This window comes from Cognatiyoonia sp. IB215446 (genome assembly GCF_033963825.1).
GTDB lineage: Bacteria > Pseudomonadota > Alphaproteobacteria > Rhodobacterales > Rhodobacteraceae > Yoonia.
In genome coordinates this window covers 210,518-236,557 of record NZ_JAXBMD010000003.1, presented here as the reverse complement: position 1 = coordinate 236,557, position 26,040 = coordinate 210,518, and the positions used below count along the sequence as shown (strand labels likewise).

The following is a 26,040-nucleotide window of genomic DNA, read 5'->3' as shown; positions in this document are numbered from 1 at the left end:
ACAGGGCGACAGATGGCACGGGGCGGCCATAACAAGGAACGCGGCGAGCCTGCGCGCAAGTGCATCGTCACGGGTGAGGTGCAGCCAAAGGCCGGGCTGATCCGGTTTGTCGTGGGCCCAGACAATCAGGTCGTGCCTGATGTGCTGAACAAATTGCCGGGCCGCGGCATGTATGTGACGGCAGACCGGGCGGTGCTGGATCAGGCCAAAAAAGGCCAGTTCGCGCGGTCAGCCAAACAGGCCGTGACCGTGCCGGATAATCTGGCCGAGCTGGTCGAAGAGCAGTTGGCGCGCCGCGTCGTGGACCTGATCGCGCTTGCCCGAAAGGCCGGTTTGGCCGTCTGCGGGTTCGAGAAGGTCAAGGGCTGGCTCGCTGGCGGCGAGCAAGTCCGCGTTCTGGTGCAGGCCTCTGACGGGTCAGAGCGCGGGAAGACAAAGCTTTGGACGCCAGAAGGGGCGCGATATTTCGGCTGCCTGACGTCAACCGAATTGGGTTTGGCATTTGGGCGGCAAACTGTGATACATGGCGCGCTTGCCACTGGTGGACTCAGCAATCGTGTTGTAGAGGAAGCCACAAAGCTGCGCGGTTTACGCGAAAGTGACGGGGGCGATGGGGCCTCCGGGAAGGATAAAGAAGCTAGATGAGCGATAACGACGGCAAAAAAACTCTGGGTCTGGGTGGTTCACGTCCAAGTAACGTGAAGCAAAGCTTTAGCCACGGGCGGACCAAGAACGTCGTGGTAGAAACCAAGCGCAAGCGCGTTGTGGTGCCTAAGCCGGGTGCGGCGAAACCCGCGGCCGGCGGGCGTGCGGCGCCTGTAGGCGGGGACCCTTCAAAGCGGCCCGCTGGTATCTCTGATGCCGAGCTGGAACGCCGGATGAAGGCGCTGGCCATGGCGAAGGCGCGCGAGGCCGAAGAGGCCGCCAAACGCGCGGCCGAGGAAAAGGCGCGTGAAGAAGAGCGTGCCGCGCGCCGGGCCGAAATCGAGGCGAAAGAAGCTGAGGATCGCGCCCGCGAGGAACGCGCCAAGGCTAAGGCCGAGGAAGAAGAGCGCAAAAAGGCGGAAGCCGCCCGCAAAAAGGCCGCCGCTGATGCGCCCCCCGCCGCTGCAGCAGTGCCAGGTGAAACGGCTGTTGATCGCCCGACCCGCGCCAAGGTCGAGCGCGAGCGCGAGACCAAGACGGATCGCGGCAACAAGGCCAAACCGGGTCGTTCTGACGATGGCCGTCGCTCTGGCAAGCTGACGCTGAATGACGCGCTCTCTGGTCGTGATGGCGGCCGCCAACGCTCTATGGCGGCGATGAAGCGCAAGCAGGACAAGGCCCGCGCGAAGGCGATGGGTGTCTCCGCTGAGCGTGAAAAGGTGTATCGCGAGGTGGCCCTGCCAGAGGCGATCACCGTATCTGAACTCGCTAACCGCATGACCGAGCGTGTGGCCGATGTTGTAAAGGCTCTGATGACCAACGGCATCATGGCGACGCAAAACCAGACGATTGATGCTGACACGGCGGAACTGATCATTGAAGAGTTCGGGCACACGGTCGTCCGCGTTTCCGATGCCGATGTTGAGGACGTCATTCAGGCGGTCGAAGACAAGCCAGAAGACCTCAAAGGGCGTCCGCCGATCATCACGATCATGGGGCACGTTGACCACGGGAAAACCTCGCTCTTGGATGCGATCCGCAATGCGAAAGTTGTGGCGAGTGAGGCGGGTGGGATCACCCAGCATATCGGCGCCTATCAGGTGAAAACAGATAGCGGGGCGGTATTGTCTTTCCTTGATACGCCGGGCCACGCCGCGTTTACCTCTATGCGCTCTCGCGGGGCGCAGGTGACGGATATCGTCGTGCTTGTCGTAGCCGCTGACGACGCGGTCATGCCGCAGACGATTGAGGCGATCAATCACGCCAAGGCGGCGGAAGTGCCGATGATCGTGGCAATCAACAAGATCGATAAACCCGAAGCGAACCCCGACAAGGTCCGCACAGACCTCTTGCAGCACGAAGTCATCGTCGAAAAGATGTCCGGCGATGTGCAGGATGTTGAAGTCTCGGCCATCACCGGTCAGGGCCTTGACGATCTGCTTGAGGCGATTGCGCTGCAGGCGGAAATCCTAGAACTGAAAGCCAACCCTGATCGCGCCGCCGAAGGTGCCGTGATCGAGGCGCAGTTGGACGTTGGCCGTGGGCCTGTTGCCACCGTGCTTGTTCAGACAGGTACTTTGCGTCAGGGCGATATCTTTGTGGTGGGTGAGCAGCACGGGAAAGTCCGTGCGCTGATCAATGACAAGGGCGAGCGCGTGAAAGAGGCTGGTCCGTCCGTGCCGGTTGAGGTGCTGGGCCTGAACGGCACGCCCGAAGCGGGCGACGTCCTTAACGTGGTCGAGACCGATGCGCAGGCGCGTGAAATCGCTGAATACCGTGAAAAGGCGGCGAAGGAAAAACGCGCCGCTGCCGGTGCTGCGACCACGCTGGAGCAGCTGATGGCGAATGCCAAGGCGGATGAGAATGTCAGCGAGTTGCCCATCCTCGTGAAAGCCGACGTGCAGGGTTCTGCCGAAGCGATCGTGCAGGCGATGGAAAAAATCGGCAACGAAGAGGTGCGCGTGCGCGTGCTGCATTCCGGTGTCGGTGCGATTACCGAGACGGATATCGGCCTTGCCGAAGCCTCAAGCGCCCCGGTCTTTGGCTTTAACGTGCGTGCGAATGCGTCGGCCCGGAATACGGCGAACCAGAAGGGTGTCGAAATCCGCTATTATTCGGTGATCTACGACCTTGTGGACGATGTGAAGAAAGCAGCCTCTGGCCTGCTGTCTGCCGAGATCAAGGAAAACTTCATCGGTTATGCCGAGATCAAAGAGGTCTTCAAGGTCTCCAATGTCGGCAAAGTCGCGGGTTGTATCGTCACCGAAGGTGTCGCCCGCCGCTCCGCCGGTGTGCGTCTGTTGCGCGACAACGTGGTGATCCATGAAGGCACGCTGAAAACGCTCAAGCGTTTCAAGGACGAGGTACCAGAGGTGCAGTCCGGTCAGGAATGCGGTATGGCGTTTGAAAACTACGATGACATTCGCCCCGAAGACGTCATCGAAATATTCGAGCGTGAAGAGGTCGAGCGCGAGCTTTAGTCGCGCGGGTTTCACCGAGCTTTTATCTGGAAGGCGGTCCATTGGGCCGCCTTTTTACCTCTGAAATCGCAGGGTGTTAACGCAAAGTGGCCCAAGGCAGCCAAAAAGGGGAAGTTGGCACAATCATTCCCCTGCCAATAGGACTCTTGCGGAATAGCCTACCTGTCAAGAAGGAGGGATCTCGGATGGGTTTGCTTGGTAGACTGTTTTGCGTATTGATCATCGTGGTCGGTCTTGGGATCGCCGTCGCGAACGTAAAGACGGTTTACGATGGAGGGCGCATCTGGCTCTCTGGCACGCAGGTAGAGGCTACAATCATTGACAAACATATCGATCGTCCGACTAACAGTGGACGCCCTGTGCGCGTGGAAAGTATATCCGTCAATGGCTACAAGGTGCGCAGTCCGCGAACTTACTTTTATGACTACTTCCTTACGGTCAGATACACTGTCGATGGTAATGTCATCGAGGCGCTGGCACCCGTTGGTTATCATGATTGGCACGAAGAAAGGGTCGGAAATGCGCTGACGGTGTTATCGCTGGCATCGGTCCCTGCTTATGTGGATGCGCAACCCAGAGATACGCTCATCTACGGTTTGCGCCGTATCGGGCTGGGTTTCTTGATCATGATCGTTGGCGCCGTGGCCCTGCGATTGCAGGACGCCTAGCGGCCAAATCCAATCATTAGATTTCAAAACATAGGAAACAGACATGCGCGGCTTATCGACCTTTCTGTCACTCGCGGGATTGGCCTCGGTCATCTTTGCCCTTTCGTCCATTTTCAGGTGTCGATAAGCATTGGCATGCCCACCCAAAAACACGGGCAATGGCTCATTCTATGATCGGGTCTACGACGGCTGGGACAGCGATTGCTATGCTGATTTGTTTTTGCACGGCGTCGCGAGCGACCCAGGTGAGACATTCAGGTCGGCAGATGATTGCCCGATCTAGGCTTCCGTTAGAGCCAGTCTCGCAAGATGGGGATGAGCGGAATGTCGGCCGCGGGCATCGGATAATCGCGCAGCGAGTTGGGTTTGACCCATTTCAGGGTCTGCCCTTCGCGCGACGTCGGCGTGCCCTCCCATTTGCGGCAGGCGAAGAGCGGCATCAGCAGGTGGAAGTCGGTGTAGGAGTGGCTGGCGAAAGTGAGCGGGGCCAGGCACGAGGCCCAGGTATCAATGCCCAATTCCTCTTGCAATTCGCGGATCAGAGCGGCTTCGGGCGTTTCACCCAGTTCGACCTTGCCGCCGGGGAATTCCCACAGACCGGCCATGGATTTGCCTTCCGGGCGTTGCGCGAGCAAGACTCGCCCGTCGGGGTCGATCAGCGCCACGGCAGAGACCAGCACCGTCTTCATGACCGGTAATCCGCGTTGATGCTGATGTAGCCGTGGGTCAGATCGCAGGTCCAAACGGTGCTTGTCCCGGTGCCCAGCCCCAGGTCCACACCGATTTCGAGTTCGGCGTTCTTCATGTAAGCGCTCGCGGCCTCTTCCGAATAATCCGGCGCGCGCCAGCCGTTTTCGGCAACCGTGATGTCCCCAATCCGGATGGTCAGCCTGTCGCGGTCCGCCGCTGCCCCCGATTTCCCGACCGCCATGACAATGCGGCCCCAATTGGCATCCTCACCCGCAATGGCCGTTTTGACGAGCGGGGAGTTGGCGATGGCCATGGCCACCTGATGTGCGTCTGTGTCATGCTCGGCGCCCGTGACCTCGACCGTGACAAACTTCGTGGCCCCCTCGCCGTCGCGGACGACCTGATGTGCGAGGTCCAGCATAACCCGATGCAGGGCGGCGCTGAACGCCGCGTTGCCGGTGACATCCACGCCTGACCGGCCCGTTGCTGCGACAAGCAACGTGTCTGAGGTGGACGTATCGCTATCAACTGTGATGCAGTTGAATGTCTTCGCGTTATGCGAGGCCACCATGCCCTGCAGTTCAGCCTGGCCGATCTGCGCATCGGTGAAGATGTAGACCAGCATCGTCGCCATATCCGGCGCGATCATGCCAGAGCCCTTGGCGATGCCTGCGATGGTCACGGTCTCGCCGTCGATCTCGACCGTCGCGCTCGCACCCTTGGGGAACGTGTCAGTGGTCATGATCGCACGGGCGGCGTCTGCAATGGCGCCTGCGGATTGACGATCAGAGAGGTCCTGCAGATTTGCGGTGATCCGATCATGGGGCAGGGGTTCGCCAATCACACCGGTGGATGCCGTGAAAACGCGCGCGGTGGGCACGCCCGTGACAGTCGTAACGGCGTCAACAACCGCAGAGGTGGCGTTGGTGCCGTTCTTGCCTGTAAAGGCGTTGGCATTGCCGGAATTCACCAAGATGGCAGCAGCTGCGGATGGGTCACCGCCCAGCTTGGCCTGACAATCCAGCACGGGTGCGGACCGCGTGGCCGAACGTGTGAATACGCCCGCCACAGCAGTGCCCGGGGCCAACATGGCCAGCATCACGTCATCGCGGCCCGCGTATTTGACTCCTGCCGCAACTGTTGCAAACGTCACGCCCGCGATCTCTGGAAGGTCCGGAAACCGATCCGGCGCCAGTGGTGACATGGCCATGCTGGCTCAGTCCAGAAGGTCGATACTGTCGATGAGGTTGGGATCAAACGCGCCAGCCTCGGGCTTGACCACGTCCTGCGCTGCCGCGAGCTCTTCCAGACGTGCTGTCACCGCGACCTCTTGCAACTCAGCGGTTAACTGGCGACGGGTCTGATCGAGAGTGGGCTGCGGTTGCACGCGCTTCTCTACGAGCGTTGCCACATGCCATCCGAACTGCGTTTCAAACGGCTCGGAGACACCGCCAACTTCAAGCGACGTGATGGCCTCTTCGAACTCCGGCACCATCGCACCTTCGCCAAACCAACCGAGATCACCCCCATTCGGGCCCGTTGGGCCGGTCGAGACATCGCGGGCGACATCGGCGAATGCCTGCCCTTCATCAATGCGCGCTTTGGCGGCGGCCGCCTCTTCTTCTGTATCCACCAAAAGATGCGAGGCACGGAATTCCGGCACTTCCTCGGCATCGGCAAAGCGTTCATCGTAGAGCGCTTGAATGTCTTCTTCGGTCACGGAAGTCTCAGCGATTTCGGTAATCACGCTATTGGCCACCAGGGCGCGCCGTTCATTCAGCAGTGTATAGTCGATCCGGGGCGAGACGCTTGATGCGGAATCAGCAAGAAGCTGTTGCTGGATCAACTGATCAACAAGCCCATCGAACAGAACCTCATTCGGGAATTGCGCATATTGCGGTGGCAGGTTGGTGCGCGCGATGATGACTTCACCCAACGTAATCTCGGTTTCACCCACTGTGGCCACAACCGTATCGGCGGTCACATCCTGCGCAAAAGTGCTTGTCGCGGCCAGCAAAATGGCCGTTGCAGCACCCAGACCTGTAACTTGTTTCAGCATTAAACGATCCCTTGATTGGCCACGCTTGTGCGCGGCGTTGACACGGTAGAAACGGCCCCTTACATCCCATGAATGCCTTGAGGAGGTCGAAGCGCTATGTATTTCTGGCCCTTTCTATGTGGCCTGTCACAGGCCTACAAGCGACCTCCTCTCAAATAGATGTCAGACAGGTGTGTGACGCACCGCCGGAGAGAATATGCTGGGTATCGGAACGATCGCCAAAAAGGTTTTTGGCAGCGCGAATGACCGTAAGGTCAAAGCCGTCCGTCCACTGGTTGCACAGATCAATGCGCTGGAGCCCGAGTTTGAGGCGCTGTCTGACGAGGATATCAAACAAAAGACCGAAGACCTGGCAACGCGGGCAATGAAAGGTGAGAGCCTCGATGCGCTTTTGCCCGAAGCCTTCGCCAATTGCCGCGAGGCTGCCAAACGCGCGCTGGGCCTGCGTGCCTTTGATACGCAGCTGATGGGCGGGATTTTCCTGCATCAGGGCAATATCTCTGAAATGAAAACGGGTGAAGGCAAGACGCTTGTCGCGACCTTCCCGGCCTACCTGAACGCGCTGACCGGCAAGGGCGTGCATATCGTGACGGTGAACGACTATCTTGCCCGTCGGGACGCGGAATGGATGGGCAATGTCTACAGCGCGCTTGGTATGACCACCGGTGTTGTGGTTCCACAACAGCCTGATGCCGAAAAGATGGAAGCTTATGCTTGCGACGTGACCTATGCCACGAATAACGAGCTTGGCTTTGACTATCTACGCGACAACATGAAGTCCGAGTTGAGCCAGATGTATCAGCGCGACCACAACTTCGCGATTGTCGATGAGGTGGATTCGATCTTGATTGACGAAGCACGCACGCCGCTCATCATCTCTGGCCCCGCGCAGGACCGCAGCGAGATGTACGCCAAAATCGACAAGATCGTTCCCGATATCTCTGAAGAGCATTTTGAACTCGACGAAAAGACGCGGCAGGTCACCTTCACTGATGACGGGAACGACTATCTGGAATTGAAGCTGACCGAGGCCGAACTGCTGCCTGAAGGTCAGACGCTTTACGACCCTGAAAGCACAACGCTGGTTCATCACGTCAATCAGGCGCTGCGTGCGCACAAGCTTTATACGCGCGACAAGGACTACATTGTGCGTGACGATGAAATTGTGCTGATCGATGAATTTACCGGACGCATGATGATTGGGCGCCGCTTGTCAGACGGCTTGCACCAGGCCGTTGAGGCGAAAGAGGGCGTGTCGATCAAGCCTGAGAATGTGACGCTCGCCTCTGTGACGTTTCAGAACTACTTCCGACTTTATGACAAACTGGGCGGGATGACCGGGACAGCCGTGACTGAGGCTGACGAATTTCAAGAGATTTACGGCCTCGGCGTAGTTGAGGTGCCAACGAACCGCCCCATTGCCCGGATCGATGAGGATGATCAGGTTTACCGCACCGCCAAGGAAAAGTTCGAAGGAATTGTCGAAGAGATCAAAGAGGCGCATGCGACTGGCCAACCAATCCTTGTCGGCACAACATCGATCGAGAAGTCTGAATATCTCGCTGATTTGCTGAAATCGGAGGGAATCACCTTTAACGTGCTGAACGCTCGGCAGCACGAACAAGAGGCGCAGATCATTGCGGATGCAGGTAAGCTGAACGCCGTAACTATTGCCACAAACATGGCTGGCCGCGGCACCGACATCAAGCTGGGCGGCAACGTGGAGTTCAAGGTACTTGAGGCCATTGCCAGCGATCCCGATGGCGATCATGCGGCGATCCGCGCGCGCATCGAAGCAGAGCATGAGAGCGATGAGCAGGCGGTCAAGGATGCCGGGGGGCTTTTCGTGCTGGCCACGGAACGTCATGAAAGCCGCCGGATCGACAACCAGTTGCGTGGCCGTTCGGGCCGTCAGGGTGACCCCGGACGGTCGTCGTTCTTCCTTTCCTTAGAGGATGATCTGATGCGCATCTTCGGGTCCGAACGGCTCGACAAGGTGCTGTCGGGTCTGGGCATGCAAGAGGGTGAAGCGATTGTACACCCATGGGTGAACAAGTCGCTCGAACGCGCGCAGGCTAAGGTTGAAGGCCGCAACTTCGACATCCGCAAACAGCTTCTAAAATTCGACGATGTGATGAACGATCAGCGGAAAGTCATCTTTTCCCAGCGCCGCGATATCATGGAGGCACAGGACCTGTCTGATATCGTCAAGGACATGCGCGACCAGGTCATTGATGATTTGGTCGATCAATACATGCCGCCGAAAAGCTATGCGGATCAATGGGATACCGAAACACTTCAGCAGGATGTGCAGGACGTTCTGGGCCTCGACGCCCCCGTTGTGGGCTGGGCTGCCGAAGAAGGCGTTGATGATGACGACATCCGGGAGCGTCTGGAAGAGGCGGCCGACAAGTTCATGGCGGAAAAAGCCGAGGCCTTTGGTGATCAGACCATGCGCAGCGTCGAAAAGCAGCTTCTGTTGCAAACGATTGATGCCAAATGGCGCGAACACCTTTTGACGCTCGAACATTTGCGTTCAGTTGTCGGCTTCCGCGGATATGCGCAGCGCGATCCTCTGAACGAATACAAGACCGAGGGGTTCCTGTTGTTCGAGCGGTTGCTTGATGGATTGCGGTCGGATGTGACCAAGAAGCTGTCGCAGATCCGGCCCATGTCAAAAGAAGAGCAGGAACAGATGATCGCCCAGATCCGCCAGCAGCAAGCGGCGGCTGCGGCGGCGGCCGCTGCCGCAGCAGCGCCCGGTTCTTCGACTGTCAAAGCTGGCCCGGCCATTGAAGGGTTTGATGAAAATAACCCTGATACCTGGGGCAAGCCGGGGCGTAACGATCCGTGCCCTTGCGGGTCCGGCAAGAAGTTCAAGCATTGCCACGGGCGTCTTGCCTGATTGATGACATCATTCAAACACGCTAAGGTCATCGGGTTGTCCTTCTGGCGTCACCGTTTTTTTCCAGTCTTCGGTGATGGGGCGGACAACGGAGCTGGGGATGTCGCGTTTGAGTACCATCAAGACGGCTGCAATGACACTATCTATCGCCTTTGGGGTCGGCTTTGTGATGCAAGCCGGTCAAGAGCAGACCGCGACTGCTGCCGAGCCGGTTGAACGACAAGACCTCAAATCGGTCCGTGTAATGACGCTGCCGAAAAACAGCGCCGGCGATGCTGTTTTTGGGGTGCCCGATGTTGTGACAACACCGCTTGACCATCGGGCGAGCCAACAAACCGTGCTGCCAGTTGATGCCGTCTATGCCGAGTTTGCGGTGCCTGAAATGGGGACCATTTTGGCAACGCCCATCCAAGGGTGCACCGCGACGCTCCGGGCAGCCCCGGAAGAGGCGGCGATGGTATCGCTCTACCTTATGTCGCCGTGTCATGAGGACACCGATTTCATGCTGCGGCACGAAGCCTTGGCCTTTACAGCGCGCACCGATGATGAAGGTGTGGCTTCTTTAGTGGTCCCAGCGCTTGCGGTTGAAGCAACTTTTGCAGCGCTTTTTGAGAACGTAGAGCATGCCCGCGTTTCAGTCGAAGTGCCTGATGTGCGCATCTACGACCGGGCTATTCTGCAATGGGATGGGCAATACAACTTGCAGCTTCACGCCTTAGAGGATGGCGCATCCATTGGCGATGCAGGGCATGTCTGGTCAGCCTCTGTCCATGATGCAGAGGATGCTGTTGCGGGCGAGCAGGGTTTTGTCTTGCGCCTTGGCACAATGGAAGCCGACACGCCGCGGCTGGCAGAGGTTTACACCTATCCAGCGGGCCATGATCGGTCGACATCTCAGACGATCCTTCAGTTGAGCGTTGCCGTCACCGAAGATAATTGCGGCCGCGAGGTCGACACAAAGACGATCCAGACCTCCATGGGCGGCCCGCTACAGACGCGCCAGATCAGTGCGGGGCTGCCAAGTTGCGATGCGGTTGATCAGGTGGTGGTGCTTGAGGATCAGTTCAAGGACTTCGCGCTCGCCTGGCGTTAGCAGCCTCAGATTCCCCATAGACGATTTAGGCGTCAAACAACCCCCGTGCACGAAAACTGAGCTCACAGGCTTTTCCGATGATCAGGTGATCATGCACCGTGATCCCCAGCGCCTTAGCAGCTGAAGTGATCTGCCGCGTCATCTGAATGTCGGCCTCTGAAGGGGTTGGATCGCCGGAAGGGTGGTTGTGGACAAGGATGAGCGACGCGGCATTTAGCTCCAGCGCCCGCTTGACGACTTCGCGCGGATAAACTGGCACGTGATCCACTGTGCCTTGGGCCTGTTCTTCATCTGCGATCACGGCGTTCTTTGTGTCCAAAAACAGAATGCGAAACTGTTCGGTCGTCAGATGCGCCATGGTGGTGTGGCAGTAATCCAGCAAGGCGTCCCAGCTAGAAACAACATGCCGTTGCATGACCTTCGCGCGGGCGAGCCTGTGGGCCGCAGCCTCCACAATTTTGAGCTCAACAGCCACAGCATCCCCGACACCGTCGACTTGCCGCAATTGGGTGATCGGCGCTGAGAGAACACGATTGAAATCTCCGAATTGGTCGATCAAGCGGCGCGCCAGCGGCTTGACGTCTTGCCGTGGGATCGCACGAAAAAGGACGAGTTCAAGCAGTTCATAATCGGGAACAGCAGATGCACCGCCGTTGAGAAACCGCTCGCGCAAGCGTTTGCGGTGATCACGGATGTAAGATGGGGGTTTGCCGCTTGACAGTGCTGCGAACTCGTCCACTTCATCAAGATCAGCAAACAGGTTTCTTGTTTCGGCAAACTGAGACATGGGCTCAGCTTGCCGTCACTTTGGTTACTTTGCCGTTAACACTAACTCTTCATCGAGTCCCAGAAGCTTTTCACCGATGCAAAAAAGCTTGAGCCTTGCGGATTGTTGTCCTCGCTCAGCTTGTCGAACTCGCGCAAGATTTCGCGCTGCCTGGCCGTCAGTTTCACCGGTGTTTCGACAGCCAGTTCAATGAACATGTCGCCCAACTGACCGCCGCGCAAAGCTGGCATGCCTTTGCCGCGCAAGCGCATCTGTCGCCCGGATTGCGAACCTTCGGGCACTTTCACCCGGCTGCGCCCACCATCGATAGTGGGGACTTCGATCTCGCCACCCAGCGCGGCCGTGGCGATGGAGACCGGCACACGACAGAACAGATTGGTGTTCTCACGTTCGAAAAGCGCGTGATCGTTGACCTCAATAAAGATGTAAAGATCACCGGTTGGCCCACTGCGCATGCCTGCCTCACCCTCACCAGCAAGGCGAATACGCGTGCCGGTTTCAACACCGGCGGGGATGTTGACCGAGAGCGATTTCTCTTTTTCGACACGTCCAGCGCCACCGCAGACACGGCAAGGGTCTTTGATGATCTGACCCAGCCCGTTACAGGTCGGGCAAGTGCGTTCGACGGTAAAGAAGCCCTGCTGCGCGCGGACTTTGCCCATGCCGTTACAGGTGGGGCACGTCTGCGGCTCTGACCCGCCTTCAGCACCAGTACCGTTACATGCGGTGCAGCCAACGGCCGTCGGCACCGTGATCGTCTTTTGCAGACCGGCAAATGCGTCTTCGAGATTGATGCGCAGGTTGTAGCGCAGGTCATTGCCGCGCTGTGCGCCGCTGCGGCGTCCTCCACCGCGCCCGCCGCCCATGAAGTCACCGAAAAGGTCATCAAAGACGTCAGAGAATGCGCTGGCAAAGTCGCCTTGCTGGCCGCCACGCCCGCCGCCCATGCCGTTTTCAAACGCGGCATGGCCAAAGCGGTCATAGGCCGCCTTCTTATCAGCGTCCTTCAGGACCTCGTAAGCCTCGTTCGCTTCTTTGAACTGCGCTTCGGCGTCTGGATTGTCGGCATTGCGGTCCGGGTGCAGCTCTTTCGCTTTCTGGCGATAGGCCTTTTTGATCGCTGCGGCGTCAGCACCTTTGGCAACACCCAAAACTTCGTAATAGTCACGTTTAGCCATGATACTTTCCCCCTTGGGAAAGGAAAAGACCGACCCTTCAGCCGGGCCGGTCTAATTCCTTAATGGCGTGCCGCCTTAATTGTCACGCTTGTCGTCGTCCAGGTCTTCGAAATCGGCATCAAGGATGTCGTCATCGGCAGCGCTGGCTTCGGGCTCGGCTTCGCCTTCTTCCTCTTGTTGCGCCTTGTAGATGGCTTCACCCAGCTTCATCGCGGCTTCAGTCACGTTCTGGATGCCAGACTTGATCTTCTCGGCCTTCGCATCGTCGGCTTCCAGATCATCTTTCAGCGCAGCAATGGCCAGTTCGATGGCTTCGATCGTGGTTGGGTCGACCTTGTCGGAATGCTCTTCCATCGACTTTTCGGTCGAGTGGATCAGGCTTTCTGCCTGATTCTTGGCATCGACCAGTTCGCGACGTTCCTTGTCGGCCTCGGCATTTGCCTCGGCGTCCTTGACCATCGCTTCGATATCCTCCTCCGACAGACCGCCAGAGGCCTGGATCGTGATCTTCTGCTCCTTGCCGGTGCCTTTGTCCTTGGCGCCGACCTCGACAATGCCGTTGGCGTCAATGTCAAAGGTCACCTCAATCTGCGGCATGCCACGTGGGGCAGGCGGGATGTCTTCGAGGTTGAATTGACCGAGCATCTTATTGTCGGCGGCCATCTCACGCTCACCCTGGAACACGCGCAGCGTCACGGCGTTCTGGTTGTCTTCGGCGGTCGAGAAGACCTGAGACTTCTTCGTCGGGATCGTCGTGTTGCGGTCGATCAGGCGGGTGAAGACACCACCAAGCGTTTCGATGCCGAGCGACAGTGGCGTCACGTCCAAAAGAACGACGTCTTTCACGTCACCCTGCAGAACACCGGCCTGAATGGCCGCACCCATGGCGACAACTTCGTCGGGGTTCACGCCCTGATGCGCTTCCTTGCCGAAGAACTTCGCAACTTCTTCCTTCACCTTCGGCATGCGGGTCATACCGCCGACCAGGACCACCTCATCAATGTCGCTGACCGACAGGCCCGCATCCTTGATGGCGTCTTTACATGGCTTGATGGACTGCTTGATCAGGTCGGAAACCAGGCTTTCCAGCTTCGCGCGGGTCAGCTTCATGACCATGTGCAGTGGCTGACCGTTTGATCCCATCGAGATAAACGGCTGGTTGATTTCGGTGCTGGAAGAAGAAGACAGTTCGATCTTGGCTTTCTCAGCAGCTTCTTTCAGACGCTGCAACGCCATCTTGTCTTGTGTCAAATCGACGGAGTTCTCTTTCTTGAACTCATCGGCCAGGTAATTGACGATGCGCATGTCAAAGTCTTCACCGCCCAGGAACGTGTCACCATTGGTGGATTTCACTTCGAAGAGGCCGTCATCAATCTCAAGGATCGTCACGTCGAACGTACCGCCACCAAGGTCATAAACAGCGATGGTTTTGCTGTCTTTCTTGTCGAGACCATAGGCCAAAGCAGCAGCTGTCGGTTCGTTGATGATCCGCAGCACTTCGAGGCCCGCGATCTTGCCGGCGTCTTTCGTGGCCTGACGCTGGGCGTCGTTAAAATAGGCGGGGACGGTGATCACGGCTTGCGTGACGTCTTCGCCAAGATATGTCTCGGCGGTTTCCTTCATCTTGCCCAGGATGAAGGCGGAAATCTGGGATGGGGAGTATTTCTCGCCCTTGCTTTCGACCCATGCATCGCCGTTGCCGCCATCGACAACTGCAAACGGCATGTTCTTTTTATCTTTCGACAAATCCTTGTCGTCAAACCGGCGCCCGATCAGGCGCTTGACGGCAAAGATGGTGTTTTCTGGGTTGGTGACGGCCTGACGCTTGGCCGGTTGGCCGACGAGGCGCTCGTCATCTGTAAATGCGACAATCGAAGGTGTTGTGCGTGCACCTTCGGAGTTTTCGATCACACGCGGCTCAGAGCCGTCCATGATCGCGATACAAGAGTTGGTCGTTCCAAGGTCGATGCCAATCACTTTAGCCATTTTTCAAATCCCTCTACTTCAGGCGGTTTGAGAGGCGCGAACCCATTGCGGCACCCGCGCCAGTAAGTTGATTACGTCCGGGTCCCATGCCCCGAAACTCGATCTTTGGGTATATAGGGTCGGGATCTGGGGGCTGCAAGCGTCCGAAGCCCTGTAAAACAAAGAAATGCAGCATGCCCAAACGGCATCACTCCTTAACCTTTGTTAACGTCCTGCCGACCAGCTGAGCGAGACGCTGCGGCGCGTGAAGAATTCACCCAGCATACCAATCATTAGCACCGCCAGCGAGAAATAGATCGGATACATGATCGACGTGACAAAGGGGTTGTAGTGCAGAAAGACAAAGCCGCGCATCTGGTCGATGATGTGAAACAGCGGGTTCCAGTCAAACAAGGCGACCATGCTGGCGGGCAGGGTGTTCACCACAAACATCTTGCCTGATGCGATCATGTTCACGCGCACATAGAAGGTACGCAGCAGTTGGCCGAAATCTGGGATCCACGGGGTGACCGCCAAAAACACGGTGCCAACCGCGATGCCAGAGAACCAGGCGACCAACAACATGCCCATCGCGTTGACTGGCTGATCAATCGTAATGGGTGTGAACACGATATGATAGACAACCAAGATGGTCCCCAAGGCGAGGATCTGAGTGTAAAGGGCCGAAAACGCAGCTGAGACGATAGCGATCAGCGTGTTCATCGGAGCGTGTTTCATCATTGCGGCCGTCGGCCCCTCGGCCCCGGCGACCGCGGTCAGCGCTCGGATATGCGTCATGTAGACAAAGATGCCGGTCATGATGAACAATAGGAAGTCGCCCCGGATGGGTGAGCTGCGTAGGCCCAACACCAGAAAAATGACAAAGAAGGCCAAAACCATCACGATACTGCGCAGCACATCCAGTGCGATGCCGACAACCGCGTTGCGGTGTCCCTGTCGGATTTTCCGCACGATCGTGTGGTACATGACGTCGATCATGCTCCAGAAGCTCTGGCTTGGTGTTGTTAGGGTCTTTGGTTCAAACATCTGCTATTGTTAGTTTTGCCCGGCCTTGCCCGATATGGCCGTTTCTGCCACACGATCCTTGCTGATCCATTGATGGGGCACCATAAGGGCGGCAATGCGTCAATTCAACAATAGGGACAATGGGATGGATTATGAGCGGCTCATCCCTCTTATGCGGCGCCTGGCGCTAGAGGCGGGCGATGCGATCATGGACATCTACAATGCCGATGATCTTGAGGTGCGCAGCAAAAGCGACGACAGCCCCGTTACCGCAGCCGATGAGGCAGCCGACGCCATAATCAGTGCCGGATTGCGTGCTGCATTTCCCGACGTCCCGCTTGTGACCGAGGAACAGGCGGCGTCTCATGGGCAGGACGTGCAGACTTTCCTGATCGTCGACCCGTTGGACGGAACGAAGGAGTTCATCAAGCGCCGGGGCGAGTTCACCGTCAACATCGCCTATGTAGACGACGGCTCACCGATCCGTGGGGTGGTTTACGCGCCCGCAATCGGGCGGATGTTCTTTACGGGTGCTGATGGTGCCACAGTCGAGGAAACGGGTGCCTTGGATAAGGCGGTCATTGGTCCGACACAGCCCTTGCGCGTCACAGATCCCGACAACGATGCTCTTTTGATTGTCGCCTCGAAATCGCACCGTGATCAAGCAACCGAGGATTACACTGCGAAGTACAAGATCGCGGATATGAAAAGTGCCGGTTCGTCGCTGAAATTCTGCCTTGTCGCTGCAGGTGAGGCCGACTTCTACCCGCGGCTGGGCCGCACGATGGAGTGGGACACGGCTGCTGGGCACGCCGTTTTGGCCGGTGCCGGCGGCGCGGTTTTGCGCTTCGATGATCATACGCCACTGGGCTATGGCAAACCGGGCTTCGAAAACCCGTTCTTCCTTGCCCTCGCTCCAGGCGTCGCGCTGGAAAAAGCCTGATGTCAGTGCTGATCGTTATACCTGCGCGCTACGCGTCCACCCGGTATCCGGGCAAGCCACTGGTCGCCCTGCAGGGTGCGACGGGGCAGCGCAAAAGCCTCGTCCAGCGGTCATGGGAGGCAGCGATGCAGGTGCAGGGCGCCGACCGCGTGGTTGTTGCGACCGACGATGATCGTATCGCGGACGCCGCACGGGAATTTGGCGCCGAGGTCGTGATGACCTCCACCACCTGCCAGAACGGCACCGAACGCTGTGCGCAGGCTGTGGCGAATTTGGCGGCAGACGCTGAGATTGTCGTCAATCTGCAAGGCGATGCGCCACTCACCCCTGCCTGGTTTGTGGAAGACCTTGTTTCGGGATTACGTGCCGCGCCGCAATCCGGGGTCGCAACACCGGTCCTGCGCACGGATGGCGCCACACTGAACGCATTGCGCGCCGACAGGCAGGCGGGGCGCGTTGGCGGCACGACGGCGGTGTTCGGGGCCGATCACAATGCGCTCTATTTCTCGAAAGAGGTGATTCCCTTCACCGGCCCTTCATATGCCGACGGCGAAGATACGCCGGTCTTTCACCATGTTGGTGTTTATGCCTACAGACCCGACGCCCTTGCCGCCTACGCTGCCTGGCCAATGGGGCCGCTTGAACGCCTTGAAGGCCTTGAGCAGCTGCGGTTTGTCGAGCGTGGTGTCCCGGTTCTCTGCGTCGAAGTTGCCGCCAGAGGGCGACAGTTCTGGGAGCTGAACAACCCTGAAGATGTGCCGAAAATCGAGGCGATGATGGTGCAGATTGGGCTGACCTGACAAGCATTTGGCGGAATTACGACCAAATTTCTGAAATCCATTCAGATTGACATGTTTTTTGACTTAATATGGTCGCGTTAACTCGCTACATCGCGTGGCATTATCCTAGGAAAGGCATTGCAATGCATAAAAGAGTTACCAAAGCGATTTTTCCCGTCGCGGGCCTTGGCACGCGCTTCCTGCCAGCGACAAAGTCGGTCCCGAAAGAGATCATGACACTGGTTGACCGACCACTTATCCAATACGCGATTGACGAGGCGCGCGCCGCCGGGATCGAGGATTTCATCTTTGTCACCTCTCGCGGCAAGTCCGCCCTTGAAGACTATTTCGACCACGCGCCTGACCTGGAGGCGTCGCTGAAAGCCTCCGGCAAGACCGAGTTGCTGGAGATCCTGCAAAACACCAACATGGATAGCGGCACGATCGCCTATCTGCGCCAGCACAAGCCCCTTGGTCTGGGCCATGCGGTGTCTTGCGCCCGCAAGCTGATCGGTAATGAGCCCTTTGCAGTCATCCTGCCAGACGATCTGATTGCCGCTGAAAAGCCCTGCCTCCAGCAGATGGTCGAGGCTTATGAAGAAACTGGCGGCGCGATGGTTGCCGCGATGGAAGTGCCGCCAGAAAAGATCTCGGCCTATGGTGTTCTGGATGTCGAAAGCCAGGACGGTGCCGTGATGAAGGTCAAAGGCATGGTGGAAAAACCAGCCAAGGATGCCGCGCCATCGAACCTTGCCGTCATCGGCCGCTACATCCTGAACCCGAACGTCCTCTGCAACTTTGATCATCTGGGCCGCGGTGCTGGCGGTGAGTACCAGCTGACCGACGCCATCGCGCATGAGATTGTGGCTGGTCGTGGTGTCTATGGCTATCGCTTCGACGGCCAGCGTTTTGATTGCGGGTCAAAGGCCGGCTTCTTGCAGGCGACCGTTGCCTTTGCACTGGCCCGCGATGATCTGCGGGATGAGTTGTCGGATTACCTCGCCGGGCTGCACGCAACACGGCAGGCCGCGCAGTAATACCCGATATGACGACTTTCCATCGCGGTCCGGTGGCGGAGGCGACTTTTGCCTACCGGATGCGATGGAAAAGGCGCCGGTTTCTCTTTCGGATCTGGCGCAAGCGCCATCAGATCAGCAATGCTGTGGACCGAACCGCCGGGATTGCGCCGAACCACATCCTTTGCTTCTCGACAATACGCAACGAGATGCTGCGCTTGCCGTACTTTTTGCAGCATTACCGTGCGCTGGGCGTGCAGCACTTCCTGATTGTCGATAACGGCAGTGATGATGGTACTGCCGCCTATCTGGCTGATCAGCCCGACGTGTCGCTTTGGACCACCGCGCACAGCTACCGTCTGTCCCGCTTTGGCATGGACTGGCTCGGTTGGCTGCAATGGCGATACGGACACGGGCATTGGTGCCTGACGGTGGATGCGGATGAACTGCTGGTTTATCCGCACTGCGCGGAGCGTGATCTTTCTGCGCTGACAGCATGGCTTGAAGGTGAGGGTGCCGTTTCTTTCGGCGCATTGATGCTGGACCTCTATCCAAAGGGGCCGCTCGGCAAAGCTAATTATGCGCCGGGTGATGACCCAACCAAACAGCTCAACTGGTTTGATGCAGACAGTTACCGTCACCAGCAACACCCGGTTTACGATAACCTTTGGATCCAGGGTGGGGTAAGAGAGCGTGTCTTTTTCGCGGATGAGCCGGCAAAGGCGCCGACGCTCAGCAAGACACCCCTGATCCGCTGGCATTGGCGGCATGTCTATGTTAGCTCAACCCATCAGATGCTGCCGCGCCGCCTGAACCACGTCTTTGACAAGGACGGTGACACAAAAACGACGGGTGTACTGCTTCATACCAAGTTTCTGCCCAACATTGCCGAGAAGTCGGCAGAAGAACTTACCCGCCGTCAACACTTTGAGAATAGTGATCTTTATCAGGATTATCACCGGCAGCTCGCCGAAGGCCCGGATCTGTGGTCGCCTGCATCGCAACGATACGAGGGCACCGAACAGTTGATTGCGTTAGGACTGATGTCCAAAGGGCTTTGGGTCTGATATGCCGGGGTGCAAGTAACGGGAATTGGCCGCTTTTGGGAATTGCGACGTCATATCGGCTGCGGTGGCAGCGCAAGCGCTGGAAGATGCGCGCACGGCTGAAGGCGCGTGAACTGACGCCGGCGCGTGATCGGACGGCGCAAATCCGGGCCGATGACATCCTGCTGTTCTGCACGTTGCGCAACGAAGATGTCCGCCTGCCGTATTTCCTCAGCTACTATCGCGATCTTGGCATCAACCACTTCCTGTTTGTAGACAACAACAGTGAGGATGGCGGGGACGCATATCTGGCCGAGCAAGAGGATGTCTCGCTGTGGACGACCAAGGCAGGCTATGGCGACGCACGCTATGGCGTCGACTGGCTGACTTATCTGCAAGGCAAATATGCCCATGATCATTGGGCGCTGACCGTCGATGTGGATGAGTTTTTCGTCTACCCGTTCTGCGACACGCGACCCATCCGCGCGCTAACCGATTGGCTGGACGCCTGCGCCGTGCGGTCATTCGGGGCGATGCTGCTTGATATGTATCCCAAGGGTCCGGTGAGCGATGCGGCTTACGCGCGTGGCCAGGACCCGCTGGAGGTCGCGAACTGGTTTGACCCTGGTAATTACGTGATGAGCCGGAACAAGCTTCTGCGCAATCTCTGGATTCAGGGTGGCCCGAGGGCGCGGATGTTCTTTGCTGAGAAACCGAAGAAAGCGCCGGCGCTTAACAAGATCCCGCTGGTGAAATGGCGCAAACCTTATGCCTATGTCAGCTCGACCCATATGATGCTGCCACGGGGGCTGAACCTTGTTTACGATCAGGGTGGCGGCGAAAAAACCTCTGGCATCCTGCTGCACGCCAAGTTCCTGAACACCTTCCACGAACGCGCGCCGCAAGAGGCGGAACGGGCGCAGCATTACAAGAAGGGCCAAGAATACCAGTCCTACGTGGCCCGCCATGGCGCTGATCCCACCTTTTGGTCGCAGTGGAGCGAGCAATACATCAACTGGCGCCAGCTTGAAGCGCTGGGCCTTATGTCCAAGGGAAACTGGGCATGAGTGTTGGCGTCATCATGTTGGTTCACACGGCCTTTGACCGGGCCGAGCAGATGATCCGCCATTGGGTCGATGGCGGCTGTCCGGTTGTAGTGCATGTTGACGCGAAGGTGGATCAGCAGAGCTATGACAGCTTTGCAAAAGCGCTGGGCGAGATGGACAATGTGCTGCTTTGCAGGCGGCATCGCTGCGAATGGGGGGGCTGGGGCCTTGTCGCGGCGTCGCAGGCGGCGGCCACCTTGATGCTGGATAGTTTTCCCGATGTCCGCCACGTCTATCTGGCCTCAGGTGCTTGCCTGCCTTTGCGCCCGGTGACCGAACTTTGCGCTTATCTGGAAGCGCATCCTGACACCGATTTCATCGAAAGTGCGACGACGGCCGATGTGCCCTGGCCGGTGGGTGGCCTTGACCGTGAAAGGTTCACATTGCTGTTTCCGTTTTCCTGGAAAAAGCAGCGCTGGCTTTTCGACAAATTTGTGAGGCTGCAGCAATTGGTGCGTTTCCGCCGCAAGCTACCAGAAGGTGTCGTGCCTCATATGGGGTCGCAATGGTGGTGCCTCACGCGCCAGACACTACGCGCGATTCTGGATGACCCGCAGCGCGGCGTCTTCGACCGCTTCTTCAGGCATGTCTGGATCCCCGATGAAAGCTATTACCAGACGCTGGTTCGCCGTCATGCAACCAGGATCGAGAGCCGCTCTCTCACCCTGTCCAAGTTCGATTTTCAAGGCAAACCCCATATTTTTTACGATGATCATGCCCCGCTGCTGATGCGTTCCGGCTGTTTCGTCGCGCGCAAGGCTTGGCCGCATGCCGATGGGCTATATCGGGCGTTTCCTCGCAAGACGACGGATCTTCCCGTCCTGCAGGAGCCCGACACGGCACGGATCGACCGTATTTTTGCAAGTGCCGTGGACCGGCGGCTGCGCGGGCGGCATGGCCTTTACATGCAAAGCCGTTTCCCCAACCGCGACCATGAAAACGGTTTGGCGGCGGCTCCCTATTCGGTGTTTCAGGGCTTTGACGATATTGTCCCTGATTTCGCGCAATGGCTGGCCAAACGCACGGGCGCCGAAGTGCATGGGCATCTTTTTGCAAAGGACCGTGCGCATTTTGCCAGTGGTGCCACACTGGACCGGGGTGGGCTCTCTGACAGCGCGCGACTGCGTGACTATAACGGGCGGATGTTCCTGACCAACCTGATCTGGAACGGGCGCGAGACTCATCAATGTTTTCAATTCGGGCCAGCGGACACGCAAGATATCCGGTGGATGTTGGCCAAAGACACGCAGGCGCGGATCTGGGTGGTCTCGGGCGCCTGGGCGGTGCCGCTATTCCTGTCTGGCCGTGCGGCGAGCGAGGTTCGGTCAGAGGCCGCGCGTCTACAGCGGATTGAGCATAAGTTTCTGAACGTCCTCCGCGCACCCCATGCCCGCGCGCGAATTCAGATCATGACCCTCGCCGAATTCGTCGAGGCACCTACCGAAGTCCTGCAATCCATCATTGACGAGATTGCCGGCCACCGCGGGAGCGCAGTGACAGCCCTGCCGCAGATGGCGGATTTGCAGGGGCTGGCCGGCTTTCTGCAAGACCTGAAGAACCAGGGTATGCATCCCTTCCTCACCGGTCAGTTTAGCGCACAGCAGGCCCCGACCGCTGACCGCAGCGCCATACCCAAACCTTACATCGTCGGGCGTCAATGACGAAATTCACGTCCTTCATCGTTCTGGCCGAGATGCGGACTGGATCCAACTTTCTTGAGGCGAACCTGAACGATCTGAAAGGCGTTCACTGTTTCGGAGAGTTGTTTAACCCCGCCTTCATCGGTTACCCGAAGACGCAAGACATCCTGGGCATCACACTTCAGGCGCGGGAGGACGATCCGCTTGCCATGCTCGATCGGATCAAGGCGCAGGACGGCCTTTGCGGGTTTCGTTACTTTCATGACCATGATCCCCGTGTGTTGGACCGCTGCCTGAACGACCCGCATTGCGCCAAGATCATCCTGACACGCAATCCGCTCGACAGTTTTGTCAGCTGGAAGCTCGCGCAAGCCACTGGCCAGTGGAAGCTGACCAACGCGACCCATGCAAAATCGACGCAAATCGCGTTCGATACCGCCGCGTTTGAGGCGCATATGCGCAAGCTTCAGGACTTCCAGATCAAGGTCCTGAACACGCTGCAGCGTGCGGGGCAAACGGCCTTCTACATGGGCTATGACGATCTGCGCGACGTCGAAATCATCAACGGTCTGGCGGCCTATCTGGGTGTTGCTGCGCGTCTGTCAAACCTCAACAGGAAGCTGAAGAAACAGAACCCGGAACCGTTGGAGGCGCGTGTTGCCAACTACGCAGAGATGCAGGCGGGCTTGCAGGCAATGGACCGTTTTGATCTGGACCGCACGCCGCATTTTGAACCGCGCCGTGGCCCCGCCATCCCGACATATGTCGCCGCCGCCAAAAGCGGGCTGATCCACATGCCGCTCCGCTCTGGCCCAGAGGACGCGATCGCGCAATGGCTCGCCGGGATTGACGGCGTAAGTGTGTCAGAACTGAAAACTGGTTTCACGCAGAAGACCTTGCGACAATGGCAGCAGTACCATGTCAAACACCGGGCCTTTACTGTTCTACGGCATCCTGTCGCCCGTGCGCATGCGGCGTTTTGCGACCGCATCCTACTGGATGGGCCGGGCAGTTTTGGCCAAATCCGCGCCAGTCTGCGCAAGGTTCACAGATTGCCAATTCCGGCGCACGCGCCTGATCTCTCAAAAACCAATGACTACGATGTCGCGGCGCATCGTGCGGCATTTCTGGCGTTCTTGCGGTTTTTGCGGAACAACTTGTCTGCGCAAACCAGCATTCGGGTTGACCCGTCCTGGGCTGGACAATCCACGTTACTGCAAGGCTTTGCGCAATTCATGATGCCCGATGCCATCCTACGAGAGGAGCGATTGCAGGATGATCTGCCAGATTTGGTAGGGCAGATTGGGATCAAGACTGACATGACCGTTCTCGATACGGAGCATCCTCACGAAAGCTGGCTCGCAGCAATCTATGACGCACAAGTGGAAGAAGCTGCGCGTGCTGCTTACACGCGCGATTATGCCGTATTCGGATTTGAAAACTGGGGATAGTGGCCCCTAGGCCGCCTGAGATGATTGCTGTTCGGTCAGGATTGTGTGCAGTGTCGCCGGGTCGCTGTTGGCGCGCAGCTTGGAGCAGACAGAGGCGTCGCGCAACGTTCTTGAGACAAGCGCCAAGGCTTTGAGGTGATCCACGCCCGCGCTTTCCGGTGCAATCAACGCGAACACCAGATCGACTGGTTGACGGTCAACCGCATCGAAATTCAGAGGCTTTTCAAGCCGCAGAAAAATGCCTTTGACGGCATCCGCACCCGCGATCCGGGCGTGAGGAAGGGCCACACCATGTCCAACACCTGTCGGACCTAGCCCTTCGCGTTCGATCAGCGCTTCGATTACCGCGGTCGCGTTCAGCTCATAACTGCTCTCTGCCAGCTCTCCCAGATCATGGAAGAGACGTTTCTTGCTGGTGCATGATGAAATCGTCTTGACCGCAGATTGCTGCAAAATCTCGCCGAGTTGCATAGGATCGTCTCACCAAATCTGAGCGGGTCAACCCGCATTTCTTGGGTCAATCCAGCCAATATTACCATCGTCGCGTCGATAGACGACGTTTATTCCATTATGTTTCTCATTGCGGAACACAAGTACAGGAGCACTTGCGATTTCCATCTGCATCACTGCTTCACCGACAGACAAAGATTGGATCTTGGTCTCTGTCTCTGCCACGATCATGGCGTTAACAGCGTCTTCGGTTTCCGCTGAAGCCTCTTCCGACTCGTCCTTTGGCTGCAGGATATATGACCCGGCATCTGAAAGTTCAACTGGTTGTGAACGCCCCGCATGATGATCTTTCAGGCGCCGTTTGTAGCGGCGCAGCTGTTTGTCCATCTTCTCACCGCTGCTGTCGAAAGCTGCATAAATCTCGTTCGCTTTACCAGTCGCCTGCGCTGTCAATCCGGTCGAAAGATGAACGATGGATTCGCAGACATATTCATGCCCCGACTTGGAGAAAACCACATGTGCGTCGGTCGGGCGCCCGGCATATTTGCTGAGGATGTCGGCAAGCTCAGTCTGTACATGCGTCTGCAATGCCGTTCCGATGTCGATCTGTTTTCCACTGATTTGATACCGCATCGCTTCTCCCGTAGTTGCTATTCTGACATGGTTGCGCAGCCTCCCCCGGGGGGCTGTCTCACCGCTGTCATGTCATTGGAAAACGATAACGCCCGTCTTTTCTTCGCTGAGCCGGTCGGTGCGTCGACCAGATGCACGCGATCGTGCGTAAAGAGATCGAGTCAGTCATCTCACCCATTTGGCGACGAAATGGTGTGGGTTGTCAATGATGCTATGAGGTGGGCGCTACGCCCTTAATTCACGCGGAAGTTGTTTCCGAGATAGACCCGGCGCACGTTTTCGTCCTGAATCACTTCGTCGGTTGTCCCGTTCATCAGCACCTTGCCGTCATGCAGAATATAGGCGCGGTCGACGATCTGTAACGTCTCTTGCACGTTGTGATCGGTGATCAGTACGCCAATGCCACGGTTTTTGAGATCCGCCACAAGGTGGCGAATTTCGCCAACAGCAATGGGATCAACACCCGCAAAAGGTTCATCCAGAAGCACGTATTTGGGCCCGGCGGCAAGGCAGCGCGCGATCTCCACGCGACGCCGTTCACCACCGGACAGCGCCAGTGCCGAGGCGCGGCGCAGATGCTCAATCGAAAACTCTGACAGCAACGCTTCCAGGCGCTCTCTTCTGCGGTGCCGATCAGATTCAGCAATCTCAAGAATAGACATGATGTTGTCTTCAACTGTCATGCCGCGAAAGATCGACATTTCTTGCGGCAGGTAGCCGATGCCAAGCTGGGCGCGGCGATACATCGGCAGCGTCGTCACGTCGCGCCCATCGATGATGACCTTGCCACCTTCTGCTGTGATCAGCCCTGCGATGGCGTAGAAGCACGTTGTCTTGCCCGACCCGTTCGGACCCAGCAATGCAACAACCTCGCCCCTGCCGAGATCGATGCTGACATCACGAATGACAGGACGTTTACGATAACTCTTACGCAGGCTGACAATGTGAAGCCCGACGTCACCGTCACGCACGCTGAGGTTGGGGGGCGTTTCCATCAATTCTGACCTTGTTGCAACACAGTGCGGACCCGACCATCCATGGTAGCCGTCCCATCGGTGAGATTGATGATCATCGTTTCAGCCGAAATCGCGCTGGCCCCTTGGGTCAACAGAACATCGCCGTTGAGAGTCAGCAGCCCGGTTTCGACATTGTAATCGGCGTCTTGTGCTTCGGCCGCCTCGCTGGCCGTCACAAATGTGACGCCGTCAGTGGCGATCAGGCGTGCGATGGCGCTACTTTCGGCAACATAAATCACCTCAACCAGGCCAGCCGACAGGCGCAGATCGCCTTGGCCGATCACCACATTCCCGCTGAAGACGGCGGAGCCTGTATCCTGATCCACAGCCAGGCTGTCGGCGGTCACCTCGATGGCAGCCGATGTGTCCACCTCAACCCCGCCTAGATCGATACTGGTCTGTGCAAGCGCTGTGCCTGCACAAAGACAGACTGATGCAATCACAGGTAGAATGATTCTGAACAC

At 57.8% G+C, this 26,040-nt stretch carries 23 protein-coding genes; 12 read left to right on the top strand and 11 right to left on the bottom strand.

The features are described 5' to 3' along the window. The first annotated feature begins 12 nt into the window (after window positions 1-12). From SLH49_RS15310 to SLH49_RS15300, 3 genes are all read left to right on the top strand, one after another. A complete protein-coding gene (locus SLH49_RS15310) occupies window positions 13-645 on the top strand; it encodes an RNA-binding protein (protein ID WP_320270033.1) in 633 nt (210 codons plus the stop codon). Beyond that, the gene (gene infB, locus SLH49_RS15305) at window positions 642-3,125 is read left to right on the top strand and encodes a translation initiation factor IF-2 (protein ID WP_320270032.1); all 2,484 of its coding nucleotides are present in this window, start codon (window positions 642-644) and stop codon (window positions 3,123-3,125) included. The genes SLH49_RS15310 and infB overlap by 4 nt, the downstream gene beginning before the upstream one ends. Window positions 3,126-3,310: 185 nt before the next feature. Then, entirely contained in the window at window positions 3,311-3,793 is a 483-nt protein-coding gene (locus SLH49_RS15300) for a hypothetical protein (RefSeq protein ID WP_320270031.1), read from the top strand. Between the two features lie 290 nt (window positions 3,794-4,083). Here the strand turns inward: SLH49_RS15300 and mutT are convergent, their stop codons facing one another. From mutT to SLH49_RS15285, 3 genes are read right to left on the bottom strand one after another with little or no spacing between them, the layout of a single operon-like run. Beyond that, window positions 4,084-4,482: an 8-oxo-dGTP diphosphatase MutT gene (gene mutT / locus SLH49_RS15295; RefSeq protein ID WP_320270030.1), complete on the bottom strand. Its 399-nt coding sequence runs from the start codon at window positions 4,480-4,482 to the stop codon at window positions 4,084-4,086. Further along, entirely contained in the window at window positions 4,479-5,693 is a 1,215-nt protein-coding gene (argJ, locus tag SLH49_RS15290) for a bifunctional glutamate N-acetyltransferase/amino-acid acetyltransferase ArgJ (protein ID WP_320270029.1), read from the bottom strand. Before argJ ends, mutT begins: the two co-directional genes overlap by 4 nt. Window positions 5,694-5,699: 6 nt before the next feature. Further along, complete coding sequence (locus SLH49_RS15285; RefSeq protein WP_320270028.1) at window positions 5,700-6,542, bottom strand: peptidylprolyl isomerase; 843 nt, start codon at window positions 6,540-6,542, stop codon at window positions 5,700-5,702. Between the two features lie 196 nt (window positions 6,543-6,738). Between SLH49_RS15285 and secA the strand changes: the two genes are divergently transcribed. After that, complete coding sequence (secA, locus tag SLH49_RS15280; protein ID WP_320270027.1) at window positions 6,739-9,447, top strand: preprotein translocase subunit SecA; 2,709 nt, start codon at window positions 6,739-6,741, stop codon at window positions 9,445-9,447. 100 nt (window positions 9,448-9,547) lie between these two features. Further along, entirely contained in the window at window positions 9,548-10,540 is a 993-nt protein-coding gene (locus SLH49_RS15275) for a hypothetical protein (RefSeq protein ID WP_320270026.1), read from the top strand. Window positions 10,541-10,565: 25 nt separating this feature from the next. Here the strand turns inward: SLH49_RS15275 and radC are convergent, their stop codons facing one another. The 4 genes from radC to SLH49_RS15255 all read right to left on the bottom strand — a co-directional run bounded on the left by radC (window position 10,566) and on the right by SLH49_RS15255 (window position 15,517). Beyond that, window positions 10,566-11,327, bottom strand: coding sequence for a RadC family protein (gene radC / locus SLH49_RS15270; protein ID WP_320270025.1), 762 nt, complete (start codon window positions 11,325-11,327; stop codon window positions 10,566-10,568). A 41-nt stretch (window positions 11,328-11,368) separates the two neighbouring features. Continuing rightward, window positions 11,369-12,505: a molecular chaperone DnaJ gene (dnaJ, locus tag SLH49_RS15265; RefSeq protein ID WP_320270024.1), complete on the bottom strand. Its 1,137-nt coding sequence runs from the start codon at window positions 12,503-12,505 to the stop codon at window positions 11,369-11,371. A gap of 75 nt (window positions 12,506-12,580) precedes the next feature. Further along, window positions 12,581-14,491, bottom strand: a complete 1,911-nt coding sequence (gene dnaK / locus SLH49_RS15260; RefSeq protein ID WP_320270023.1) for a molecular chaperone DnaK — start codon at window positions 14,489-14,491, stop codon at window positions 12,581-12,583. A gap of 204 nt (window positions 14,492-14,695) precedes the next feature. After that, on the bottom strand, window positions 14,696-15,517 hold the full coding sequence (locus tag SLH49_RS15255; protein ID WP_320270022.1) for an ABC transporter permease: 822 nt from the start codon (window positions 15,515-15,517) through the stop codon (window positions 14,696-14,698). 124 nt (window positions 15,518-15,641) lie between these two features. Between SLH49_RS15255 and cysQ the strand changes: the two genes are divergently transcribed. The 7 genes from cysQ (at window position 15,642) to SLH49_RS15220 (ending at window position 23,477) form a co-directional block, all read left to right on the top strand. Further along, window positions 15,642-16,439, top strand: coding sequence for a 3'(2'),5'-bisphosphate nucleotidase CysQ (gene cysQ / locus SLH49_RS15250; RefSeq protein ID WP_320270021.1), 798 nt, complete (start codon window positions 15,642-15,644; stop codon window positions 16,437-16,439). Further along, a complete protein-coding gene (kdsB, locus tag SLH49_RS15245) occupies window positions 16,439-17,239 on the top strand; it encodes a 3-deoxy-manno-octulosonate cytidylyltransferase (RefSeq protein ID WP_320270020.1) in 801 nt (266 codons plus the stop codon). The genes cysQ and kdsB overlap by 1 nt, the downstream gene beginning before the upstream one ends. Window positions 17,240-17,361: 122 nt before the next feature. Continuing rightward, complete coding sequence (locus SLH49_RS15240) at window positions 17,362-18,255, top strand: UTP--glucose-1-phosphate uridylyltransferase (RefSeq protein ID WP_320239692.1); 894 nt, start codon at window positions 17,362-17,364, stop codon at window positions 18,253-18,255. Window positions 18,256-18,263: 8 nt separating this feature from the next. After that, window positions 18,264-19,301 (top strand): glycosyltransferase family 2 protein, encoded by a 1,038-nt coding sequence (locus SLH49_RS15235; RefSeq protein WP_320270019.1) that lies wholly within the window; start codon window positions 18,264-18,266, stop codon window positions 19,299-19,301. Between the two features lie 86 nt (window positions 19,302-19,387). Continuing rightward, window positions 19,388-20,347 (top strand): glycosyltransferase family 2 protein, encoded by a 960-nt coding sequence (locus tag SLH49_RS15230; RefSeq protein WP_320270018.1) that lies wholly within the window; start codon window positions 19,388-19,390, stop codon window positions 20,345-20,347. Beyond that, the gene (locus SLH49_RS15225; RefSeq protein WP_320270017.1) at window positions 20,344-22,047 is read left to right on the top strand and encodes a beta-1,6-N-acetylglucosaminyltransferase; all 1,704 of its coding nucleotides are present in this window, start codon (window positions 20,344-20,346) and stop codon (window positions 22,045-22,047) included. The genes SLH49_RS15230 and SLH49_RS15225 overlap by 4 nt, the downstream gene beginning before the upstream one ends. Then, window positions 22,044-23,477, top strand: coding sequence for a sulfotransferase family 2 domain-containing protein (locus SLH49_RS15220; protein ID WP_320270016.1), 1,434 nt, complete (start codon window positions 22,044-22,046; stop codon window positions 23,475-23,477). Before SLH49_RS15225 ends, SLH49_RS15220 begins: the two co-directional genes overlap by 4 nt. Window positions 23,478-23,483: 6 nt before the next feature. On the opposite strand, the gene SLH49_RS15215 is transcribed toward SLH49_RS15220, so the two are convergent. The 4 genes from SLH49_RS15215 to SLH49_RS15200 all read right to left on the bottom strand — a co-directional run bounded on the left by SLH49_RS15215 (window position 23,484) and on the right by SLH49_RS15200 (window position 26,040). Next, window positions 23,484-23,948 carry a PTS sugar transporter subunit IIA gene (locus tag SLH49_RS15215; RefSeq protein WP_320270015.1) on the bottom strand — a complete coding sequence of 155 codons (465 nt, stop codon included), beginning with the start codon at window positions 23,946-23,948 and terminating at the stop codon, window positions 23,484-23,486. 27 nt (window positions 23,949-23,975) lie between these two features. Then, a complete protein-coding gene (gene hpf / locus SLH49_RS15210; RefSeq protein WP_320270014.1) occupies window positions 23,976-24,560 on the bottom strand; it encodes a ribosome hibernation-promoting factor, HPF/YfiA family in 585 nt (194 codons plus the stop codon). A gap of 233 nt (window positions 24,561-24,793) precedes the next feature. Next, window positions 24,794-25,555: an LPS export ABC transporter ATP-binding protein gene (gene lptB, locus SLH49_RS15205; RefSeq protein WP_320270013.1), complete on the bottom strand. Its 762-nt coding sequence runs from the start codon at window positions 25,553-25,555 to the stop codon at window positions 24,794-24,796. Continuing rightward, window positions 25,555-26,040 (bottom strand): LptA/OstA family protein, encoded by a 486-nt coding sequence (locus SLH49_RS15200; RefSeq protein WP_320270012.1) that lies wholly within the window; start codon window positions 26,038-26,040, stop codon window positions 25,555-25,557. The genes lptB and SLH49_RS15200 overlap by 1 nt, the downstream gene beginning before the upstream one ends.

Excerpts from the sequence above, each read along its gene's own strand:
- SLH49_RS15230 (WP_320270018.1), top strand. The coding sequence starts at position 19,388 with ATGCGCGCACGGCTGAAGGCGCGTGAACTGACGCCGGCGCGTGATCGG.
- SLH49_RS15235 (WP_320270019.1), top strand. The coding sequence starts at position 18,264 with ATGACGACTTTCCATCGCGGTCCGGTGGCGGAGGCGACTTTTGCCTAC.
- lptB (WP_320270013.1), bottom strand. The coding sequence starts at position 25,555 with ATGGAAACGCCCCCCAACCTCAGCGTGCGTGACGGTGACGTCGGGCTT.
- SLH49_RS15255 (WP_320270022.1), bottom strand. The coding sequence starts at position 15,517 with ATGTTTGAACCAAAGACCCTAACAACACCAAGCCAGAGCTTCTGGAGC.
- infB (WP_320270032.1), top strand. The coding sequence starts at position 642 with ATGAGCGATAACGACGGCAAAAAAACTCTGGGTCTGGGTGGTTCACGT.
- SLH49_RS15300 (WP_320270031.1), top strand. The coding sequence starts at position 3,311 with ATGGGTTTGCTTGGTAGACTGTTTTGCGTATTGATCATCGTGGTCGGT.
- SLH49_RS15275 (WP_320270026.1), top strand. The coding sequence starts at position 9,548 with ATGTCGCGTTTGAGTACCATCAAGACGGCTGCAATGACACTATCTATC.
- SLH49_RS15310 (WP_320270033.1), top strand. The coding sequence starts at position 13 with ATGGCACGGGGCGGCCATAACAAGGAACGCGGCGAGCCTGCGCGCAAG.
- SLH49_RS15215 (WP_320270015.1), bottom strand. The coding sequence starts at position 23,948 with ATGCAACTCGGCGAGATTTTGCAGCAATCTGCGGTCAAGACGATTTCA.
- argJ (WP_320270029.1), bottom strand. The coding sequence starts at position 5,693 with ATGGCCATGTCACCACTGGCGCCGGATCGGTTTCCGGACCTTCCAGAG.
- hpf (WP_320270014.1), bottom strand. The coding sequence starts at position 24,560 with ATGCGGTATCAAATCAGTGGAAAACAGATCGACATCGGAACGGCATTG.
- dnaJ (WP_320270024.1), bottom strand. The coding sequence starts at position 12,505 with ATGGCTAAACGTGACTATTACGAAGTTTTGGGTGTTGCCAAAGGTGCT.
- kdsB (WP_320270020.1), top strand. The coding sequence starts at position 16,439 with ATGTCAGTGCTGATCGTTATACCTGCGCGCTACGCGTCCACCCGGTAT.
- SLH49_RS15225 (WP_320270017.1), top strand. The coding sequence starts at position 20,344 with ATGAGTGTTGGCGTCATCATGTTGGTTCACACGGCCTTTGACCGGGCC.
- secA (WP_320270027.1), top strand. The coding sequence starts at position 6,739 with ATGCTGGGTATCGGAACGATCGCCAAAAAGGTTTTTGGCAGCGCGAAT.
- radC (WP_320270025.1), bottom strand. The coding sequence starts at position 11,327 with ATGTCTCAGTTTGCCGAAACAAGAAACCTGTTTGCTGATCTTGATGAA.
- SLH49_RS15240 (WP_320239692.1), top strand. The coding sequence starts at position 17,362 with ATGCATAAAAGAGTTACCAAAGCGATTTTTCCCGTCGCGGGCCTTGGC.
- dnaK (WP_320270023.1), bottom strand. The coding sequence starts at position 14,491 with ATGGCTAAAGTGATTGGCATCGACCTTGGAACGACCAACTCTTGTATC.
- SLH49_RS15220 (WP_320270016.1), top strand. The coding sequence starts at position 22,044 with ATGACGAAATTCACGTCCTTCATCGTTCTGGCCGAGATGCGGACTGGA.
- SLH49_RS15285 (WP_320270028.1), bottom strand. The coding sequence starts at position 6,542 with ATGCTGAAACAAGTTACAGGTCTGGGTGCTGCAACGGCCATTTTGCTG.
- cysQ (WP_320270021.1), top strand. The coding sequence starts at position 15,642 with ATGGATTATGAGCGGCTCATCCCTCTTATGCGGCGCCTGGCGCTAGAG.
- mutT (WP_320270030.1), bottom strand. The coding sequence starts at position 4,482 with ATGAAGACGGTGCTGGTCTCTGCCGTGGCGCTGATCGACCCCGACGGG.